The sequence below is a fragment of the Burkholderia sp. Ac-20379 genome (assembly GCF_017104645.1).
Taxonomy (GTDB): Bacteria; Pseudomonadota; Gammaproteobacteria; order Burkholderiales; family Burkholderiaceae; genus Burkholderia.
In genome coordinates, this window is sequence record NZ_JAAGPF010000608.1 from 1 (window position 1) to 2,262 (window position 2,262).

Consider the following 2,262-nt stretch of genomic DNA (forward strand, 5'->3'; position numbering starts at 1 on the left):
CACTGCCACCAACCCTCTTTCCCTCCACGACGCGCTTCCGATCTCGGCGCGCCGGCCATGCTGTCGCCCAGCGGCGCGGAGCTGGCGCTGCGCCAGACGGTGGCCGGCGTGCTGCTCGAACCGCTCGCCGCCGCGCTCGCGCAACTGGGCTTCGACACGCCGCGCGTGGTGTCCGTGATGCGCCGCCCGCTGGCCGATTGCCTCGCCGACGCCAAGCCCGACCTGCCGCCGATGGCGCTGTCGGTGGCGTTCGGCGAAACCCGCATCGATTGCACCGTGGCGGCCACCAGCGCCGTGCTCGGCCCGCTCGACGCGCTGATCGCCCGCACCGCGGGCGACGCCTGGCGCGGCGCGTTTCCAACCTTGAACCTGCCCGGCAGCGTCATCGTCGGCGCCCGCCACTTCGCGGTCGAGACGCTGTCCGCGCTCGAACCCGGCGACGTGCTGCTGCGCTGCCTGTTTCCGACCTTCGATGCGGCTGCGCTGCACGGCGGCGGCGCGCCGCGCGTCGTGGCCGCGTGGGGCGCGCGCGGCCACGTGCGCGCGCACGCCGGCGCCTCGCTCGACGGCCGGACGCTTACCCTTACCCAGGAGTGGACCATGTCCGACGAACTCGATTCGACCCGTGCCGATACCGGCCTCGCGACGGATCGCCCCGACGAACCGATCGTGGTCGGCAACATCGAGCTGCCCGTGCAGTTCGAGATCGACACGGTCGCGCTGCCGCTCGACCAGCTTTCGGCGCTCGGCCCGGGCTACGTCGTCGAGCTGCCGGTGCCGGCCGCCGATGCGCAGTTGCGGCTGGTGGTGCATGGGCAAACGGTAGGTTTTGGCGAGCTCGTGACGGTTGGCGAGCATCTCGGCGTACGAATCATCAGGATGGCGCATCGGCATGGTTCAGTTCAGTGACATTACCGGGCTGCTGCTGGTCGTCATCGCGATCAGCCTGCTGCCCTTCGTGGCGATGGTGGTCACCTCCTACGCCAAGATCGTCGTGGTGCTCGGCCTGCTGCGCAACGCGCTCGGCGTGCAGCAGGTGCCGCCCAACATGGTGCTGAACGGCATCGCGATCCTGGTGTCGATCTACGTGATGGCGCCGATCGGCATGCAGGCGTCGAAGGCGCTGGAAGGCCAGCAGTTGTCGTCGCAGCCGTCGCAGGCGCTGATCCAGGCGTTCGGCGCGGCGCGCGAGCCGTTCCGCGCGTTCCTCGAAAAGCACACCGCTGAACGCGAGAAGCGCTTCTTCCTGCGCTCGGCCGCCGTGGTGTGGCCCAAGGAGCAGGCGCAGCAGTTGACCGAGCACGACCTGATCGTGCTGGCGCCGTCGTTCACGCTGTCCGAGCTGACCGACGCGTTCAAGATCGGCTTCCTGCTCTACATCGCGTTCATCGTGGTGGACCTGATCATCGCCAACGTGCTGCTCGCGCTCGGCCTGAACCAGGTCACGCCGACCAACGTCGCGATTCCGTTCAAGCTGTTGCTGTTCGTGGTGATGGACGGCTGGTCGACGCTGATCCACGGCCTCGTGATGACCTACAAGTAAGGAGCGACGATGGATGTCGATTCGCTGATCCGTTTCACCACGCAGGGCATGCTGCTGTGCCTGACCGTGTCGCTGCCGCCCGTGATCGTCGCCGCCGTGGTGGGGCTGGGCGTGTCGTTCGTGCAGGCGATCACGTCGCTGCAGGACCAGACGCTGCCGCAGGTCATCAAGCTGATCGCCGTGACCATCACGATCATCATCGCCGCGCCGGTGTGCTGCGCCGCCGTGCTGCATTTCGCGAACCAGATGATGCGCACCGCCGTGCCGCTCTGACCGGGAGACTGCCTCGATGGCCATCAACCGCACGCCCACCGTCCGCCCGCAAACCACCGCCGCCGCCGATCAGGCCCGACGCGCCGGCGACGCGCAGCAGAACGCCGCCGCCAAGGAAGGCACGCGGCAGGCGCAGAAAGCCACCACCTACAACGGCACGCTGTTCACCAACACGAATCAGGCGCAGAACAGCAACCAGGCCGCGCAGCGCAAGTTCGCGAGCCTCGCGCGCAACCGCAAGCGCGCCAACGTGGCGCGCGCCAAGCGCAACAACGTGGGCGGCGCGGGCGGCGACGACGACGGCGATGCGTCGTTCAAGCAGGACGACATAGACGCGCTGAACGGCGGCCGCGGCGGTGGCGGCGGACGCGGGCGCGAGCAGGAACAGGACGACACGCCGGTGGAAGCCAGCAAGGCCGGCGGCGCCGGTGCCGACGCGCAGGCGG

General features: G+C 69.2%; 3 protein-coding genes and 1 pseudogene. All 4 read left to right on the top strand.

Annotation, left to right across the window (positions count from 1 at the left end; all coding sequences use genetic code 11):
* The coding region (gene sctQ / locus G3N92_RS33200; RefSeq protein ID WP_206131739.1) for a type III secretion system cytoplasmic ring protein SctQ at positions 1-909 on the top strand (909 nt) is incomplete at its 5' end.
* Positions 893-1,543, top strand: coding sequence for a type III secretion system export apparatus subunit SctR (gene sctR / locus G3N92_RS33205; RefSeq protein WP_206131740.1), 651 nt, complete (start codon positions 893-895; stop codon positions 1,541-1,543). The genes sctQ and sctR, both read left to right, overlap by 17 nt.
* Positions 1,544-1,552: 9 nt before the next feature.
* Positions 1,553-1,816, top strand: a complete 264-nt coding sequence (gene sctS / locus G3N92_RS33210; RefSeq protein WP_206131741.1) for a type III secretion system export apparatus subunit SctS — start codon at positions 1,553-1,555, stop codon at positions 1,814-1,816.
* A 16-nt stretch (positions 1,817-1,832) separates the two neighbouring features.
* Positions 1,833-2,262 (top strand): annotated as a pseudogene (locus tag G3N92_RS33215) (hypothetical protein); the annotation flags it as partial.